Genomic DNA, 15,347 nt, shown 5'->3' on the forward strand with positions numbered 1-15,347 from the left:
GGAGAAGTTCGCGAAGCCCACTTCTCCGAGGAAGGGCGCCGGCCCGGAGGCGGCCCCAGCGCGAGACCGTCCCGGATGCCTACCTACTCGTTGTCGCCTGCGGTCATCTGCGTTGCGGAGAGCGTACCGTCGGCGGCAGTTGCAGCTGCAGCGTCGGGCCAGACCCAGTCGGTAAAGGCCGGGTGATCGAAGCCCTCGTCGCACGCGAACTCAAAGGCCTCGGTGCGGAATGCCTCCCACTCGTCAATCTGCTCTGCAAACTTGTCGGCGTCGACCATGCGCAGCACGTCGGCGGCCAGGGCCCAGCGGTCCATGTTGTTCAGACGCAGCATGTCGAACGGCGTGGTCGTGGAGCCCTTCTCCTCGTAGCCGTGGACGCGGAAGGCGTCGTGGCCGGGGCGGTTCCAGATCAGGCGGCGAATCGTGCCGGCATAGGCGTGGAATGCGAAGAGCACGGGCTTCTCACCGCAGCCGAACAGCTCAGCCCAGCGCTCATCGCTGATGGCCTGGTCGTTCTCGCAGACGTTCTGAATCTTGAGCAGATCGACCACGTTAACGAACCACACCTTAATGCCTAGCTCGCGCAGCATATCGGTTGCAGCCAGGGCCTCAAGCGTCGGCACGTCACCGCAGGTCGCAACCACGACGTCGGCCTCGGCGAGTGAACCAGCGGTCGATGCCCACTTCCAAGTCGCGACGCCCTCGGCGAGCTCGGCCTTTGCCTCGTCGACCGTCTGGAAGGTCGGGGCGGGCTGCTTGCCGCAGAAGATGGCGTTGACGCAGTCGGTGGACTGATAGACGCGCTCGGCCACAGCGAGGGCCATGTTGGCGTCGGCCGGATAGTAAGCATTCACGATATGCGTGTCGTTGGCCTTGTTGAGCAGCAGGTCGATAAAGCCGGGGTCCTGGTGCGAGAAGCCGTTGTGGTCCTGACGCCAAACATGGCTCGACAGCAAAATGTTGAGGCCGCTGATGGGGGCACGCCACGGAATCTCGCGCTTGGTGGCCTCGAGCCACTTGCAGTGCTGGTTGACCATGGAATCGACCACGTGCACAAAGCTCTCGTAGGAGCTCCACACGCCGGAGCGGCCGGTGAGCACGTAGGCCTCGAGGAAGCCCTCGCACTGGTGCTCGGACAGCTGCTCGACGACCTTACCGGAGCCGGCCAGCAGCTCGTCGTTGGCCTCGTCCTCGTAGAAGCCGGCATCCCACTGCTTCTTGGTCACCTTGTAGGCGGCCTGCAGGCGGTTAGACGCGGTCTCGTCGGGACCGAAGATGCGGAAATCGTCCATGTTCTTGGCCAGAACGTCGGCAGTGTACTCACCAAAGACGCGAGCGGCCTCGGTGGAGCCCCAGCCGTGACCATTAGTGTCGACGGGGACCTCGTGGGCATGAATATCGGGCAGCTCGAGCTCGCGACGCACCTTGCCGCCGTTCGCGTTGGGATTGGCGCCGATACGCAGCTCGCCGGTCGGCATAAAGGCCGTCACCTCGGGGCGTACCTGGCCCTCGGGCGTAAAGAGCTCCTCGGGCTTATAGGAGCGCAGCCACTCGCGCAGCACGCGGAAGTGCTCGTGAGTGTCCTTGGCACTCGCCAGCGGCACCTGATGGGCGCGCCAGGAGTCCTCGGTCTTCTTGCCGTCGATGTGCTTGGGGCAAGTCCAACCCTTGGGAGTACGGAACACAATCATGGGGTAGGCCGGACGGACCACGGTCTCGCCTGCGGCGGCCTGGGCCCGCGCGGTGGCCTTGATGTCGCAGATCTCGTCAAAGACCTGCTCAAACAAGGCAGCGAAACGCGCATGGATGCTCGCGTGGCTCTCGTCGTCAAAGCCGGCGACAAAGAAGTGCGGCTTGTAGCCCATGCCCTCAAAGAACTTGGTGAGCTCCTCGTCGGACACGCGGGCGAGGATGGTGGGGTTGGCGATCTTGTAGCCGTTGAGGTGCAGGATTGGCAGGACGATGCCGTCGGTTGCCGGGTTCACGAGCTTGTTGGACTGCCAAGAGGTGGCAAGCGGACCGGTCTCGGACTCACCGTCGCCCACCACGGCCACGGCCAGCAGGCTCGGGTTGTCCATGACGGCGCCGTAGGCGTGGCTGAGCGTGTAGCCGAGCTCGCCGCCCTCGTGGATGGAACCGGGCGTCTCGGGCGCAAAGTGGCTCGGGATGCCGCCGGGATAGGAGAACTGGCGGAAGAACTTCTGCAGGCCGGCCTCGTCATTGGTGATGTCGGGGCGGATCTCACGGTAGGTGCCATCGAGCAGCGACTGGGCGGTGCCTGCGGGGCCACCGTGGCCCGGGCCCATCAAGAAAATGGCGTTCTGGTTGTGATCGGCGATGAGGCGGTTGACATGACCGAACAGGAAGTTGATGCCGGGCGTGGTGCCCCAGTGACCGACCAGACGGTGCTTAACGTCCGGACGACCAAAATCGCGCGTCTCGCCGGTCTTCTCGTCGACAAAGTCGCTGCGCATCAGCGGGTTGGAGCGAAGGTAAATCTGGCCGACGGACAGGTAGTTCGAGGCGCGCCAATACAGGTCGACACCCTCGAGCTCGGAAGCGGGAACCTCATGTCCCAGTTTTTGCCACGGCGTTCCCAGTGTTTTAGCCATTGTTTATGTCCCTTCGCTGCGCGGTCGCCTTCCGATACGGCAACCTTTCGTTGGGACTAGTATATTTGCTAAAACGTTTTATCATGGTGAAAAAACGTTTTAGCATCCTGATTTGCCATATGGACAGGCAAAAGCAGACATTCACCTGCGGCATTGTCTGTCACAGGTACTCCACATTCAATCTGCATGAATTGATAAACGTGTTTAGTTGTGTTTAGTAAGCTCGAGCACGCTGTCCTTAACGATAAGCGCCGGCTCCAGAACGACCTCTTCGGCACGCCTGCCGCCCCTACCGGCAAGACGCTTGGACATGCAGCCAAAAGCATGCTCGGCGAGCACGCCGGGGTCCTGCTCGATCGCGGTCAACGCCGGCTCAAAGAGAACGTCGGCCGCCGAGTTATCATAGCTCACCACCGAGATATCGCCCGGAATGCTCTTTCCCATCTCGTGCAGGCGCTTGAGCAGACCCAGCGCAATGTTGTCCGAGCTTGCGAACACAGCAGTGGCGTCAGTTGCGAGCACCGCCTCCGAGGCCTCGTAGGCACTCGGAATGTAATACTCACTCTCGAACTCCAAGCGCGCATCGATGGGCAGCCCCACCTCGCGCAGCGCACGCTCATAGCCGGCAAGTCGTTTGCGACCCGTATTGGAGCGGCGCGCATTAACCAAGCAGGCAATACGACGGTGGCCTTGCTCGATCAAATAGCGGGTGGCCATATAGCCGCCCATCTCGTGGTCGAACATCACCTTGTCGCACTCGAGTCCCTCAATGGCACGGTCAACCATTACCGCCGGGATGGGCAGATGGCTGACTTCTTCGCGCAAAGCGCGGTCGTCCGAGAATTCGTCGCCCACGACCAAGAACACACCATCGACGCCGCGCGTCACCAGCTGGCGCAGGAGCTCTAGATCGTCCTCGGCGCTTCCACCCGAGCTGGTAATAAAGAGCGCGTAGCCGTCCTCGCGGCAGCGCTTTTCCAGACTGCCAGCGAGCGAGGCAAAAAATCGGCTCTCGATGTTGGGAACGATAAGGCCTAGCGTGCGCGACTCGCGCATGACCAGGCTGCGCGCGATCTGGTTGGGAACATAGTGGTTGCGCGCCGCGACCTCTTTGATGCGCTTGCGGTTTTCTTCCGAGATGCGACAAGGCCGGTTGTTGAGAACAAGCGAGACCGACGAGGGGGAAAGCCCCACCTCCTGGGCAATCTGCTTGAGAGTAACTTTGTTGCCCATCTCGCTCCTTCCGAGTATTCGCGCAATCTCTTGAAAGTATAGCGACCGTCCCTCTACCTCGATGATAAACACTTTACCAATCCGGTAGACGGCTGTTTTATCGCCGCGATTGGTGCAAAGCAACCTGACCCCTTTGCACCATGTGATGCATTGGGGTCAGGTTGCTTTGCACCAAATCCATCCGGGTGGGGTATATTGCATTCGATTGATGAAAACGACCACCATAAGGCGGATATACGTATGCACGAGAATGACTTTTTTAACGAGGACCTGCTCTGCGCACTCGCTGGCGTTGCCGGCGAGGACAACGTGCTCATGAGCGAGCCCATGCGCGAGCACACCACGTTTAAGATCGGCGGCCCGGCCGACGTCTTTGTCACGCCCGACACCGAGCAGGGACTCGTTGCCACGCTCGATACCTGCTACCGCTGCGATCTGCCGCTCACCATCGTGGGCAACGGCTCCGACCTGCTCGTCGGCGACAAGGGCATCCGCGGCGTCGTCGTGGCGCTGGGCGAAGGCCTCTCTAACATCACCGTCGACGGCACGCATGTTACGGCAGCAGCCGGCGCGCTGCTCTCGGACGTAGCGGCAGCGGCAGCCGAGGCTAGTCTTACCGGCATGGAGCCCATCTCGGGCATCCCCGGCTCGGTCGGCGGCGCCTGCTACATGAACGCCGGTGCCTACGGCGCCTGCATGGCCGATGTTTTGGAGTCCGTGCGCGTCTACAAACCTGCTCGCCAGCTCGACGACGGTACCCGCGGCAGCGGCAATATCATTGAGTTCGATGTCGATGAGCTCAACCTGGGCTATCGTAAGAGCCGCATTGCCGACGACGGCTTTATCGTGCTTTCGGCCACCTTCAATCTCGCCCCGGGCAACGCCGCGATGATCAAGGCCGACATGGATGACTACCGCCAACGCCGCGAGGACAAGCAGCCGCTCGACATGCCGAGCGCCGGCTCCACCTTCAAGCGCCCCGAGGGCTATTTTGCCGGCAAGCTCATCATGGACGCCGGCCTGCGCGGCCATGCCGTTGGCGGTGCGCAGGTGAGTGAAAAGCACTGCGGCTTTATCGTCAACGCCGATCACGCCACCGCCGCCAACGTCGACGAACTCATCCGCCACATCCAAGCAACCGTCAAAAACCAATTCGGAGTAGACCTAGAACCCGAAGTCCACCGAGTCGGCGAATTCCTATAAAAAGAAGGCCCCGAAAGGGGCCTTCTTTTTATATCAGACAACCAGTCCGGTGAGTCGCGCTCAGGACCCGAGAGGGCCGCGTGCCCGCCCGCAATATATTTGATTGATCGCGAGTTCCGCACGCAAAGAAGGCCACTTAACGTGGCCTTCGTCTTGCGCAGGACTGCCCGAGCAGGCAATCAAATATATTGCGGGCGGGCACGCGGCCCAGTCGGCTTTACGACAGCGCAATACCGCCGAGCCAGCCCCAGCGCACGCCAGAGCCAGTGCCGTAGAACCGAATAAACGCATCAAGTGACTTAGACGTAATGGCGCCCTCGTTGCTCATAACGATGCCGCCGCCAACATAGATGCCCACGTGTCCGTACAGCAGACCCGGCGTACCGGTTCCGCTGTGCGACGAGTCGGCCACGATCATGCCCACCTGCAGCGCCGAACGATCGGAGCTGTAGCACCAGGCGTTAAACATGTCGCACGCGTTGCCGCCAAAGTAGCCCACGCCGGCGTTGCGGAACACGTTGGTAACCCAGGCAGCGCACCAGTTCAGGCCAGGCGAAGGCGTGGAGTAGCATGCGTTGACGACAGCCTGCTGCTTGCCCGAGCCGGCATTCTGCTGCGGGGTGCCGCCGGCATACGAGCCGCCGCCCGAGCTCGAACCGCCCGAAGAGGAATTGTTCTTGTTTGCGGCGGCCGCGGCAGCGGCAGCCTTCCTGGCAGCCTCCTCTGCCTGGGCGGCAGCGAGAATCTCGGAATCACGCTGGGCCATGAGCTCCTTGACATCGTCGGAGAGGCCGTTCAGAACCGTCTGGACCTCCTGCTGCTTGGCCTGCATGTCCTGCATCTGAGCAGTCTGCTGGTCCTTGAGCTTCTCCAAGTCGGCCTTTTGCGACTCGAGCTCGGACTTCTGTGTATCGAGTTCTTTCTGGATGGTCTGGATGTCCTCAATGGCGTCACGGTCGCTCTTGTTGATCTTCTCGACGTAATGCGCGTTGGCGACGAGCTCCTCAAATGAGCCCGAAGCCAGTAGCAGCGACAGGATGTTGGTGCCGCCCGACTTGTAGCTGGCGGCAACGCGATCGGAAAGGTCGCCGCGCTTCTTTTTGAGCTCGGTCTTCTTGGTGTCGATCTGAGCCTGCGTCTCGTCAATCTGGCCCTGCACGCCTTCGATATCGCTGAGGGTCTGGGCATTCTTGTTGGCGAGCGTCGCGTACTCATTGGCGATGCTGTCGAGCTGGGCCTGGACCTCGTCGAGCTGGGCCTGGGCGGCATTTAGTTTGTCGGTGGTTTCTTGGCTGGCCTCAACCGCATGGGCGCGGGCGGGCAGGCCAAAAAGAACAGCCGCGGAAGCGGCGCCGAAAAGAGCCTTAAGGGCAGTGCGGCGCGAAAGCTCCTGCGAAAAAATGGAATCGTTGTTCGGTGACATATGTACTCCGTTACATGCTTATTTATATGTCGCTCAACTCAAACATATTAACGCACATCGCGCCTGTCCCAACTATTTCCACGAACGGCTGGAAAAGCATGGTCAGCGGCTCGCAAATACGCCCCACACCAAAGGTAAGGATTATGCAAATAACACCCTATGAGTACGTTAACATCAATCCTCTGGTTTTCCTGCCCCGCGTGTTTTGGGCGCCCCCAGCTGCGCTATACTCCCCTCAAGAAGTGTTCCTGATTCGATAGGAGACTACATGTCCAAAGCACTCGACCCCAAAGACACCTGCGTCCTCGTTACCGGCGGCGCCGGCTTTATTGGCTCGCATACCGTCGTTCAGCTGCTCGAGGGTGGCTACCAGGTTGTCGTCGTCGATGACCTCTCCAACTCCAGCGCCGTTGCCATCGACCGCGTCAAGACCATCGTGGGCGACGAGGCCGCCAAGAACCTCACCTTCTACGAGGCCAACGTGCTCGACCGCGATGCGATGAACAAGATCTTCGATACCCACCAGATCGACCGTGTCATCCACTTCGCCGGCTTTAAGGCCGTTGGCGAGTCGGTGAGCAAGCCCGTCGAGTACTACCACAACAATATCGAGAACACCCTGGTGCTCATCGATGTCATGCGCAACCACGGTTGTAAGTCCATCATCTTCTCGAGCTCTTCGACCGTCTACGGCGATCCGGACAATCCGCCCGTCACCGAAGAGGACCCCAAGAAGCCCGCGACCAACCCCTATGGTTGGACCAAGTGGATGATTGAGCAGATCCTCATGGACGTCCACACCGCCGACCCCGAGTGGGACGTCGTGCTGCTCCGTTACTTCAACCCCATCGGCGCTCATCCGTCGGGCCTGATCGGCGAGGACCCCAAGGGCATCCCCAACAACCTGGTGCCCTATGTCGCCCAGGTCGCCGTGGGCAAGCTCGAGGCCGTTCAGGTCTTTGGCAACGACTACCCCACCCCCGACGGCACCGGCGTGCGCGACTACATCCACGTGTGCGATCTGGCCTCTGGTCACGTTGCCGCCCTTAACTGGATGAACGGCAAAACCGGCGTCGAGATCTTTAACCTGGGCACCGGCACCGGCACCTCGGTACTCGAGGTCATCGCCGCCTTCTCCAAGGCTTGTGGCAAGGAGCTGCCCTACGTGATCCGCGAGCGCCGCGCCGGCGACATCGCTGCCAACTGGTGCGATGCCTCAAAGGCCGAGCGCATGATGGGCTGGAAGGCCCAGTACGACATCGCGGACATGTGCCGCGATAGCTGGAACTGGCAGAGCCACAACCCCAACGGCTTCGCCGACGCCGAGTAGCAAAAACCTACATACCGTTCTTGCCCCGATCTCACGTTGTGAGGTCGGGGCTTTTTTCATGGCATGTAGCCATTCGCCGAAAATCGACCAACTTTTTTATCTTGCCTGTACATGTTTAAACAACATGTTTTACAATAGGCGTATCGAATCAGAACATCGGAGGCGGACTGCACACCCATCGGCAGGCCGACCCCACAACAAGAAGGTTGGTGAGCGCATTCATGGAGCGTGCAAGCGGCGTCCTCATGCCCGTCTCATCTCTGCCCGGACCATACGGAATCGGCGGCTTTGGCTGGAATGCCTACGACTTCGTCGATTTTCTCGCCTCGTGCAAACAACATTACTGGCAGATTCTGCCCCTTACGACGACCAGCTATGGCGATTCGCCTTATCAGTCGTTCTCGGCCCGCGCAGGCAACCCCAACTTTATCGACTTTGCCGAGCTTATCGAGGCAGGGTATCTGGAGCAGCGCGATATCGATGGCGTGTATCTGGGATCCGACCCCAGCAATGTCGACTACGGTGCCATCTTTGGCGGCCGCCGTCAGATTCTCGACCGCGCCGCCGAGCGCTTTGCTGCCGACAAGCCGGCCGATTTCGATGACTTTATCCAGGCCAACGAGGACTGGCTCATCCCCTACTGTGAGTTCATGACCGTCAAAGAGGAGTGCGGTCTCAAGGCGTTTTGGGAGTGGCCCGCGGAGCTCCGCACCCGCGGCGAGGCTTCCGCCAAGGTCTGCGCCGACCATCCGGCGCGTATGCTCTACCACCAGATGACGCAGTACTTCTTCGATCGCCAGTGGAGCCGCCTCAAGGCCTATGCCAACGAGCGCGACATTCTCATCATCGGCGACCTGCCCATCTATGTCTCGCGTGACTCCGTCGAGATGTGGGCGACACCTGAGCTCTTTAAGATCGACGCCGCCGGCAATCCCGTGAGCGTCGCCGGCACGCCGCCCGACCAGTTCTCGGCCACCGGCCAGTACTGGAGCAACCCCATCTACGACTGGGACGCCATGGAGGCCGACGGCTTCTCCTGGTGGGAGGGCCGCATTCGCGCCGCCCTCGACATGTACGACGTCATCCGCCTGGATCACTTCCGCGGCTTCGAGGCCTATTGGGAGGTGCCGTTCTCCTCGCCTGATTCGTCCTACGGTTCGTGGACGCAGGGTCCCGGCCTCAAGCTCTTCAAGACACTCGAGGAAAAGCTCGGCACGCTGCCCATCATCGCCGAGGACCTGGGCTTCCTCACCCCCGGCGTCATCGATATGCGCGACAACTCGGGCTTCCCCGGCATGAAGATCCTGCAGTTTGCCTTTGAGGGCACCAACTCGTACTACCTGCCGCACAACTACATTGCCAACACCGTCGCCTACGTGGGCACTCACGACAACGAGACGGCACGCGGCTGGTTTGAAGGAACGGCTACCCCGCGTCAGCGCGAGCAGACAGCCCTGTACACCCATCAGCAGGCCGGCGAACCCATCGCCGACGCGCTCAACCGAACCATCGCAGCCAGCGTGAGCGACACGTGCATCTACACCATGCAGGACCTGCTCAACTTGGGCAACGAGGCGCGCATCAACACCCCTGCCACGCTGGGCGGCAACTGGACCTGGCGCATGCTCGACGGCGCCATCACCCGCGAGCTCGAGCACAAACTCACCGACTGGACCGAGACCTACTTCCGCATCCCGTCGGAAGCCGAAATCGAGCTTCCTCAATAGGAGCTACCGCGCCCGACCCCTCCCCACCGTGCGGACGCGCTTGCTTACCCGCGCGAGGCCACCCCAATCCCCTCGCGCGGGATTCTTATGAATTGCAGACATGTAATCAACCCATTACAGGAGGAAACATGCCCCAAATTAACCTCATGGAACTCGCCGAGCAGTCTTTTGGCACCTCGCTCGAGCAGCTCGACGACCGTCGCATTTACAAGCTGCTGGTCAAACTCGTGCAGGAGCGCTCCGCCGCCTGCCCGCTCAACAACGGCAAGAAAAAGCTCTATTACATTTCCGCCGAATTTTTGATCGGCAAGCTGCTCATCAACAACATGATCGACCTCGGCATCTACGACGAGGTTAAGGACCAGCTCACCGCCGCAGGCCACGACCTCAACAAGATCGAGGAGTTCGAGGTCGAGCCGTCGCTCGGCAACGGCGGCCTGGGCCGCCTGGCCGCATGCTTCCTGGATTCCATCGCCACGCTGGGCTTGACCGGCGATGGCGTGGGCCTCAACTATCACTACGGCCTGTTCCGTCAGCGCTTTGTCGACAACCAGCAGAAGGCCGTCCCCGACGAGTGGCTCGGTGAGCAGGACATCCTAGTCGACGACGACCGCTCCTACACCGTCGAGTTCGGCGATTTTGCCGTTACCTCCAAGCTCGTCAACATCGACGTGCCCGGTTACGGCCAGCCCACCAAGAACCGTCTGCGCCTGTTCGACCTGGCGAGCGTCGACGACGGCCTGGTCCCCGGCAGCTCCATCGACTTCGACAAGACAGAGATCGCCAAGAACCTCACCTTGTTCCTCTACCCCGACGATTCCGACGAGCAGGGCCGCCTGCTTCGCATCTACCAGGAATACTTCATGGTGAGCAACGCCGCCCAGCTCCTGATCGACGAGGCCATCGAGCGCGGCAGCAACCTGCACGATCTGGCCGACTACGCCGTGGTCCAAATTAACGACACGCACCCCGCCATGGTCATCCCCGAGCTCATTCGCTTGCTCACCACCGAGCATGGCATCGAGTTTGACGAGGCCGTGACCATCGTACGCTCCATGGTCGCCTACACTAACCACACGATTCTTGCCGAGGCGCTCGAGAAGTGGCCGCTCGTTAGCCTGCAGAAGGTCTCCCCTGCCATCGCCGACATTATCGTCAAGCTCGATGAGATCGCGAAAGCCGAGCACGATGACCCGCGCGTCGCCATCATTGACGAGCACGACACCGTCCACATGGCCCACATGGACATCCACTTTGGCTTCTCCATCAACGGTGTAGCCGCCCTCCACACCAAGATTCTGGAGGACACCGAGCTTCATCCGTTCTACGAGATCTATCCCGAGAAGTTCTCCAACAAGACCAACGGCATCACCTTCCGCCGCTGGATCCATGGGGCCAACCCCGCGCTCGCCAGCCTGCTCGACGATGTGATCGGCACCGACTGGCGCAGCACCGGCGATCTGAGCAAACTCGCCAAGTTCGCCGACGACAAGAATGTTCTTGAGCGCCTGGCCGCCACCAAGACCGAGGCCAAGGCCATCATGCGCCAGTTCATGGCGCTCGAACAGGGCGTGACGATCCCATCCAACGCCATCATCGATGTTCAGGTCAAGCGTATCCACGAGTACAAGCGCCAGCAGATGCTCGCGCTCTACATAATCTGGAAGTATCTCGACATCAAGAACGGCAATAAGCCTAAGCACCCCGTCACCATCATCTTTGGCGGCAAGGCGGCCCCTGCCTACACTATCGCGCAGGACATCATCCATCTGATCCTGACGCTGTCGCAGTGGATTGCAAACGACCCCGACGTGGCTCCCTACCTGCAGGTTGTCATGATCGAGAACTACAACGTCACCGCCGCCGAGCGCGTGATCCCCGCCGCCGACATCTCCGAGCAGATCAGCCTGGCCTCCAAGGAGGCGAGCGGCACCTCCAACATGAAGTTCATGCTCAACGGCGCCCTAACCCTGTGCACGCTCGACGGCGCCAACGTGGAGATTGCCGAGCTCGTGGGCGACGAGAACATCTATACCTTTGGTGCCTCGTCCAAACAGGTCGAGCAGCTCTACGCCGACGGCAGCTATAACGCCAGCGCACTCTACCGCAAGCCCGGTATCAAGCTGCTGGTGGACTTTATCACCAACCCCGCCTTTATGGCGACCGGCAACGCCGAGCGCCTGCAGCGCCTGCACGACGACATTAAGGGCAAGGACTGGTTTATGGCCCTGCTCGACATTGAGGAGTACATCCAGACCAAGGAGCGCGTACTGGCCGACTACGAGGACCAGGACGCCTGGATGCGCAAGGCGCTCATCAATATCGCCAACGCTGGCACCTTCTCGTCCGACCGCACCATCTCCCAGTACAACGACGAGATCTGGCACCTGAACTAATTTCGCTTCCCTTACCCACCCTCTTGAGAAACGGAGTCGTGGCAACACGGCTCCGCTTTTTGTGCCCGCACGTTACCCTGTGATCCGACTCGGCCAAACAATCTCGATCCGTAGCAATTACTCAACCAAAACGGTCCCAGCCGTTACAGATTGAGACATACCGGCCCCTCCCCTTGGGTTTATCTCAATCTGTAACATCTAGCAGGTGTAATTCGCCTTTGGTGTTACAGATTTAGATGAAATGGTTAGCTCAGCGGAACCGTCTCGATCTGTAACATCTAACGTCCGAAATCGGCCCTACCTGTTACAGATCAAGACAAACTGACAGACGGAAAGCCCCAACACAAAGAAAGGCTCCCCTCTCGCCCAGTGGACGGGAGGGGAGCCTTATATGTGACCGCGGCAAAAGGATGGCAAAGCCGCAGTCGCCCAAAGGGAGGGCCTGGATGCACCGGGCCTAGATAAGGTTCTTGCCAGACACCTTATCGAAGAGATGAGTCGCGTTCTTCTCGAACTTGAACCAGATGGGGTCGCCAGCCTTGAGCGCGCCCTTGGCCTCGAGGTCGACGACGGGGATAATCAGGACAAACTGGCCGTCGGGAGCGGTCACATGGACATGCTCGGTCGAGCCCATGAGCTCGGTCACCTCGACGGTGCCCTGGAGCGCACCCTCCTCGCCCTTGTCGGCAAGCAGGATCTGCTCGGGGCGCACGCCGGCCGTAATCTCCTTCACGTCGCCGCCGTCCCAGTTGAGGGCAAGCTGAGCGCAAGTCTCCGGGGCGAGCGCCACGTTCATATCCTCGGTCTTGACAGTAAAGCCGTTGCCCGAGCGCACCAGCTGGGCATCGAAGAAGTTCATCTGCGGCACGCCGATGAAGCCGGCGACGAAGATGTTCGCGGGATGGTTGAAGACCTCCTGCGGCGTGGCGATCTGCTGGACGACGCCGTCCTTCATGACCACGATGCGGTCGCCGAGGGTCATAGCCTCGGTCTGGTCGTGGGTAACGTAGATGAAGGTGCCCTTGATCTCGTGACGCAGCTTAATGAGCTCGGCGCGCATCTGGTTACGAAGCTTGGCATCCAGGTTGGACAGCGGCTCGTCCATCAGGAAGACCTTGGGGTCACGCACGATGGCGCGGCCGATGGCGACGCGCTGGCGCTGGCCACCCGAAAGCGCCTTAGGCTTACGGTCGAGATACTCGGTAATGCCCAGGATCTCGGCAGCAGAGCGAACCTTGCGGTCGATCTCGTCCTTGGGGACCTTCTTGAGCTCGAGCGTAAATGCCATGTTCTCGTACACCGTCATATTGGGGTACAGAGCGTAGCTCTGGAACACCATGGCGATGTCGCGGTCCTTGGGCGCCACGTCGTTGACGCGCTTGCCGTCGATGAGCACGTCGCCGGAGGTGATGTCCTCCAGGCCGGCGACCATGCGCATCGTCGTGGACTTACCGCAGCCAGAGGGGCCAACGAGGACGATGAACTCCTGGTCGTGAACGGTGAGGTTGAAGTCCTCTACAGCGAGCACACCGTCCTCGGTAACCTTGAGGTTGTGCTTCTTCTCCTCGGTCTTCTTCTTTTTGCCAAAGAAGCCCTTCTTTTTTGACTCGTTGTTGGGATACACCTTCTGAACATGTTTGAGAACGATCTCGGCCATGTCTCTACCTTTCGATACGCGGCGCCGCGCTGAGGGGCGCCGCCCAAACTTGCAAAACAGTTACGGCATCAGCCCTTGACGGCACCTGCCACCACACCGTCGATGATGTACTTCTGGCAGAAGATGTACATGATGACGATGGGGACAACGACCATCATGATGCAGGCCATCATGGGGCCGAGCTCGACGTGGCCATAGCCGCCGCGGAAGTACTGGATCAAAATAGGAATGGTCTTGTACTTGGTGGAGTCGAGCGTAAGGTAGGGCAGCAGGTAGTCGTTCCAGACCCACATGGTCTCGAGGATGCCGACCGAAAGATAGGTGGGCTTCATGATGGGGAGAACGATCTTAAAGAACACCTGAACCGGGTTGCAGCCGTCAATCATGGCCGCCTCCTCGATCTCGAGCGGGATGTTCTTTACAAAGCCGGCGAACATAAAGACCGCCAGGCCCGCGCCAAAGCCCAGATAGATAAAGCAGATGTTGAACGGCGTATTAAAGCCGATGCGGTCCGCCAAATTGGACAGCGTGAACATCAGCATCTGGAACGGTACGACCATCGAGAACACGAACAGGTAATAGAAGAAGTTCGAGATCTTGTTGTTGACACGAACCACGTACCAAGCGCACATGGAGCAGCACACCAGAATCAGCACGACCGACGTGACTGTGATGATGAGCGAGTACATAAACGCCGAGGCAAAGCCCTGCTCGTTAAGAGCGTGTACGTAGTTTGCGAGGCCGTTGAACGTCTCGGGCGTGAGCAGATCGAACGCCGTGGTGGTGCTGATTGCGGTCCCCTTCTTAAAGGAATTGAGCGCAATCATGAACACAGGGTAGATCCACGCGAGCGACAGAATCGTAAAGAAGATCGAGAGCGCGCGGTTAATAGCCTTATCGCGTTTCATTACTGCTGCACCTCCTTGGACCTCGTGGCCTTAAGCTGGATCATAGAAATAGCGACAACCAGGATGCAGAAGATAACTGCCTTGGCCTGACCGATGCCCTGCCATGCGATGCCAGCACGCGAATAGAACGTGTTGTAGATGTTCAGGGCGAGCATCTCGGTGGAGTGCGCCGGGGCACCACCGGTAAGGGCGAGGTTCTGGTCGAACAGCTTAAAGCCGTTGGTGATGGACAGGAACAGGCAGATGGTGATGGTCGGCATCAGGTTGGGGATCTTAACCTTCCAAAACGTCTGCCATGCCGTAGCGCCGTCGACCTTGGCGGCCTCGATGTAATCAGACGGAATGGACTGCAGACCGGCGATGTAGATGATCATCATGTAGCCGACCTGCTGCCACAGGGTCAGGATGATAAGGCCCCAGAAGCCAGCAGCAGAGTTAAGGGCGATGAGCTGGGCGCCCACGTTGGAGAGCAGGCAGTTGATCAGAATCTGCCAAATGTAGCCCAGCACGATGCCGCCAATCAGGTTAGGCATAAAGAAAATCGTACGGAAGATGTTGGTGCCCTTGAGCGCCTTGCGAGTGAGCGCCTGCGCAATGGCCAGCGCGATCACGTTGATGAGCACCGTCGACAGGAAGGCAAACGCCACGGTAAAGAAGAACGACGTGGAGAACTGCGGGTCGGTCAGTGCGCGCACGTAGTTCTCGATACCGACAAAGTGCGCGTTATTGATGGTAATAAACTGGCAGAACGAGAGATAGAAACCCTGGATAAAGGGAATCACGAACCCGATCATAAACGCCAGGCACGTGGGCAGCATAAAGAGCGGCCACCAGCGCTTGAGTGCTTTGCCCATAGAA

10 protein-coding genes are annotated in these 15,347 nt (G+C 59.8%); 4 read left to right on the forward strand and 6 right to left on the reverse strand.

The window, feature by feature from the left end; all coding sequences use genetic code 11:
* Nucleotides 1–83: 83 nt before the first annotated feature.
* A complete protein-coding gene (locus DXD56_RS08065) occupies nt 84–2,612 on the reverse strand; it encodes a phosphoketolase (RefSeq protein ID WP_117640828.1) in 2,529 nt (842 codons plus the stop codon).
* Nucleotides 2,613–2,816: 204 nt separating this feature from the next.
* On the reverse strand, nt 2,817–3,845 hold the full coding sequence (locus DXD56_RS08070) for a LacI family DNA-binding transcriptional regulator (RefSeq protein ID WP_117640829.1): 1,029 nt from the start codon (nt 3,843–3,845) through the stop codon (nt 2,817–2,819).
* 240 nt (nt 3,846–4,085) lie between these two features.
* Here DXD56_RS08070 and murB point away from each other — a divergent pair, with 240 nt between their 5' ends.
* Nucleotides 4,086–5,048, forward strand: coding sequence for a UDP-N-acetylmuramate dehydrogenase (gene murB, locus DXD56_RS08075; protein WP_117640830.1), 963 nt, complete (start codon nt 4,086–4,088; stop codon nt 5,046–5,048).
* A 217-nt stretch (nt 5,049–5,265) separates the two neighbouring features.
* Here murB and DXD56_RS08080 read toward each other — a convergent pair whose 3' ends face one another.
* Entirely contained in the window at nt 5,266–6,471 is a 1,206-nt protein-coding gene (locus tag DXD56_RS08080; RefSeq protein ID WP_117640831.1) for a hypothetical protein, read from the reverse strand.
* A 268-nt stretch (nt 6,472–6,739) separates the two neighbouring features.
* On the opposite strand from DXD56_RS08080, the gene galE reads away from it, so the two are divergent.
* The 3 genes from galE to glgP all read left to right on the forward strand — a co-directional run bounded on the left by galE (nt 6,740) and on the right by glgP (nt 11,924).
* Entirely contained in the window at nt 6,740–7,801 is a 1,062-nt protein-coding gene (galE, locus tag DXD56_RS08085; protein ID WP_117640832.1) for a UDP-glucose 4-epimerase GalE, read from the forward strand.
* A gap of 209 nt (nt 7,802–8,010) precedes the next feature.
* On the forward strand, nt 8,011–9,528 hold the full coding sequence (gene malQ, locus DXD56_RS08090; RefSeq protein WP_233524968.1) for a 4-alpha-glucanotransferase: 1,518 nt from the start codon (nt 8,011–8,013) through the stop codon (nt 9,526–9,528).
* Nucleotides 9,529–9,656: 128 nt separating this feature from the next.
* The gene (gene glgP / locus DXD56_RS08095) at nt 9,657–11,924 is read left to right on the forward strand and encodes a glycogen/starch/alpha-glucan family phosphorylase (RefSeq protein WP_117640834.1); all 2,268 of its coding nucleotides are present in this window, start codon (nt 9,657–9,659) and stop codon (nt 11,922–11,924) included.
* 457 nt (nt 11,925–12,381) lie between these two features.
* On the opposite strand, the gene DXD56_RS08100 is transcribed toward glgP, so the two are convergent.
* From DXD56_RS08100 to DXD56_RS08110, 3 genes are all read right to left on the reverse strand, one after another.
* Nucleotides 12,382–13,581 (reverse strand): ABC transporter ATP-binding protein, encoded by a 1,200-nt coding sequence (locus tag DXD56_RS08100; RefSeq protein WP_117640835.1) that lies wholly within the window; start codon nt 13,579–13,581, stop codon nt 12,382–12,384.
* Nucleotides 13,582–13,649: 68 nt separating this feature from the next.
* The gene (locus DXD56_RS08105; RefSeq protein ID WP_089573621.1) at nt 13,650–14,489 is read right to left on the reverse strand and encodes a carbohydrate ABC transporter permease; all 840 of its coding nucleotides are present in this window, start codon (nt 14,487–14,489) and stop codon (nt 13,650–13,652) included.
* Nucleotides 14,489–15,343, reverse strand: coding sequence for a carbohydrate ABC transporter permease (locus DXD56_RS08110; RefSeq protein ID WP_099432301.1), 855 nt, complete (start codon nt 15,341–15,343; stop codon nt 14,489–14,491). The genes DXD56_RS08105 and DXD56_RS08110 overlap by 1 nt, the downstream gene beginning before the upstream one ends.
* Between the last annotated feature and the right edge of the window lie 4 nt (nt 15,344–15,347).

The sequence above is a fragment of the Collinsella sp. TM06-3 genome, assembly GCF_003436395.1.
Taxonomy (GTDB): Bacteria; Actinomycetota; Coriobacteriia; order Coriobacteriales; family Coriobacteriaceae; genus Collinsella.